2 rRNA genes are annotated in these 3584 nt (G+C 57.2%); both read right to left on the bottom strand.

The annotated features are described in order from the left end of the window. Positions 1-89: 89 nt before the first annotated feature. Positions 90-211: ribosomal RNA gene (gene rrf / locus EGH24_RS15170) — 5S ribosomal RNA — on the bottom strand. Positions 212-341: 130 nt separating this feature from the next. Continuing rightward, positions 342-3259, bottom strand: a 23S ribosomal RNA gene (locus EGH24_RS15165). Positions 3260-3584 lie beyond the last annotated feature (325 nt).

Below are 3584 nucleotides of genomic sequence, written 5' to 3'. Positions count from 1 at the left end.
GGCCGCTGTCGACGTCGAGTGGAGCGGATCCCGCTCCAGAAATGAAAACGGCCCGACGGACGCGGTGTCCGTCGGGCCGTGATATGAATGGCAGGCGGCGAACCGAGTTTCCCAGAGGCTCGCGCACTCCAGTACTCACCGGAACGCTGGCGGGCTTATCTTCCGTGTTCGGGATGGGTACGGGAGTTGCCCCGCCGCTGTGGCCGCCTTAACGCCGATCCGCGGAGTCGAACCGCGGTCCCCGAGACGGGGAACGCCGGTATCGGTGGTGCATGTGAATGCAACCGTATGTGCGTGCAATCCAGTTTGCGCCTGGACCCGTTCAATGGGTCAGTGCGATGATTGAGTGGCTTCGGTCTGTTAGTTCTCGCGGGCTGAACACCTCGTTGCCTCGGTGCGTACACCCCAAGTCTATCGAACTCGTCTTGTACGAGTGACCTCAGTGGAGCCTCTTTTCCAGGTGGGTTTCGAGCTTAGATGCGTTCAGCTCTTACCCCGTGCGACGTAGCTGCCCGGCAGTGCCCTCTCGGACAACCGGTACACCAGTGGTCACCATTCGTAGTTCCTCTCGTACTATACGAACGTTCCCGTCAGGCTCCGAACACCCCCAGTAGATAGCAGCCGACCTGTCTCACGACGGTCTAAACCCAGCTCACGACCTCCTTTAATAGGCGAACAACCTCACCCTTGCCCGCTTCTGCACGGGCAGGATGGAGGGAACCGACATCGAGGTAGCAAGCCACNCGGTCGATATGTGCTCTTGCGNGTGACGACTCTGTTATCCCTANGGTAGCTTTTCTGTCNTCNANNGNCCGCATCNNNCNGNCTNNTNGGTTCGCTAGACCACGCTTTCGCGTCAGCGANNCTCGTTNGGAANNTCACTGTCANNCNNCCTTNTGCTCTTGCNCTCTNCNTCGGGTTCCCGACCCGANTGAGGNNNNCTTNGGGCGCGCTCGATATCNTTTCGAGCGCGTACCGCCCCAGTCAAACTGCCCGGCTANCGGTGTCCTCCNCCNGGAGTGAGAGTCNCAGTCACTNNCGGGTAGTATTTCAATGNTGNCTNGGTGGCCCGCTAGCGCGGGTACCTNTGTAANGNCTCCTACCTATNCTGCACANNAGCGACCANGTCTCAGCGACAGCCTGCAGTNAAGCTCNATAGGGTCTTCGCTTCCCCNTGGGGGTCTCCAGACTCCGCACTGGAACGTACAGTTCACCGGGNCCANCGTTGGGACAGNGNCGCTCTCGTTGATCCATTCATGCAAGNCGCTACTGAAGCGNCAAGGTACTACGCTACCTTAAGAGGGTCATAGTTACCCCCGCCGTTGACNGGTCCTTCGTCCNCTTGTACGNGGTGTTCAGATACCNGCACTGGGCAGGATTCAGTGACNGTACGAGTNCTTNCGNATTTGCNGTCACCTNTGTTGTTACTAGACAGTCGGAGCGNCCGAGTNANTGCNNCCTGNCCNNNTCNNNGGCAGGCATCCCTTNTNGCGAACNTACGGGACTAANTTGCCGAATTCCCTAACGNCGGTTGTGNCCCGACAGNCCTTGNCTTTCGNCTGCCAGAGCACCTGTGTCGGATCTCGGTACGATCACACACCTCGCCTTTTCACGGGCCCTAGGTAACACCGATTTACACTATTTCAGTCTTCGCTCGCTTCGTGCCATGACGGCTTCCACGGGCTTCACTGATTCGACCGGGCGAAAGCCCGGCTCGATGGTTCCTACGGCGTCGGCTTTGAGTGGTGGTGGTACTGGAATATTAACCAGTTTCCCTGTTGTCTGCGTCGAGTTGCGGGCAGACTTAGGATCGACTAACCCTNNGCTGANNNACANTGCNNAGGAACCCTTGCTCNTNNGGCCGTCGAGNTTCTCACCCGACTATCGCTGCTACTNTGNCCAGNATTTTCGTTACTGAACGGTCCACACGAGTTCTCACCCGTGTTTCCACCCGGACAGTACGCCAACCTACGTGGTCACCCTGGTGGGTGCTGGACGGTCTCGGAAACGGATTTGAGCCCCGATCATTTTGGGCGCCTCGAACCTCGGCCGGTAAGCTGTTACGCTTTTCTTAGAGGGTNGCTGCTTCTAAGCTCACCTCCCGGCTGTNTAGGGCTCGNGACCANCTTCNATCGCACTTANTCCNNATTTGGGGNCCTTAACCNNNCNCTGGGTTGTCTCCCTTACGGTGCACAAACTTACTCCGCACACCGGACTCCCATCGTCTCCAACGTTCGTAAGTTCGGAGTTCGACAAACCGGCCGACCTCTCTCGAGGGCGGGACGGTTAATCGGTCGCTCTACCTCACGAACTATCTCGGATGAGGTCATGCTTCGACATGTTTCGGTTGGAACCAGCTGTTNCCNNNTTCGATGGGCCTTTCACCCCTACACNCAGGTCACGNGAGGGTATTGTANGACACCAACNCTAACGGNCCTCCACGTNNCTTTCGNCACGCTTCNNCCTGCCNGNGNGTAGATCANNNGGTTTCGGGTCGTANCCNNNNGACTCCCCGCGCTTGAACACGGNGGCCCTGGCGCAAAGCGCTGCGGCCATGTCGGTTTCCCTACGCCTNCCCCGATNAACGGGTTAGACTTGCCATGGAGATACACTCTCTGGTTCGTTTTTCAAAACGTACGACGCGACATCGGCTTCTCACTCGGCTTACTGGACGCTTGCGCGTCGGTCATTCTGAGTGAGACCTTGTATGCCACGTCGTTCGATCGCCAGCTGATTTCAGGCCCTATTGCACGGTCCTTTGTGGAGTGCTTTTCAGCGTTCGCTCACGCTACTTGTTCGCTATCGGTCTCGAGGAGTGTTTAGTCTTCCCGGGAGATGCCCGGGATCGTTCACATGGGACATCCGACCCATGCTACTCTGGAGCTGACGCACAGCATACTACCTCTCACTACGGGGTTGTCACCCTGTATCACGCTCCGTTCCAGAAGACTTCATGAGAGTGTTCCGCTGCTGAGTGTCAGTCCTGACACCACATTGCCCGTGAGGGCTTCGGTTTGGACTGGATCGTGTTCACTCGCGGTTACTAACGACATCGCGGTTGCGTTCTTTTCCTGTCGGTACTAAGATGTTTCAATTCCCGACGTTCCCCATTGCGCAAAGCAATTGTAGAAGGGATTCCCATTCGGAGATCCTATGTTCTTCGCCTCCATGCGGCTCCCATAGGCTTATCGCAGCTTGGCACGTCCTTCTTCGGCTCTCGAGCCGAGCCATTCACCAGCTGGCACAGTAGCCAGTTGAAGAGATAGAGTTCGGACGAACTCTATCGCTGGCGAGACAGGCAAAGCCTGTCTCTAAGTCGAGACGAGCAGAACTCGTCTCTAATGTATGTTCACTGTACCCGGATGCTGACTCGCAAAGCGAGACAGCAAACTGTAGTGGGTCCAGTGGACGCCTGGATTGCACGTACACACGATCTCATCACGCTCCGGGGTGGTAGAACCGGAGCGTTCGACCCTTCCCAACCCGCTCACACGGGATGGTGCATTGGTTTCGTCGTAGTACACCCGAACGCTGTCTCCCATATAAGGGAAGTGATTCGGGCGTACTTGCGATGGACTCAGTGG

Origin of the sequence: Halonotius terrestris, assembly GCF_006861665.1 — an archaeon.
In the GTDB taxonomy this organism is placed as follows: Archaea; Halobacteriota; Halobacteria; order Halobacteriales; family Haloferacaceae; genus Halonotius; species Halonotius terrestris.
Note: the sequence above shows the minus strand (reverse complement) of the source record. Positions and strands in the feature narration are given on the sequence as shown.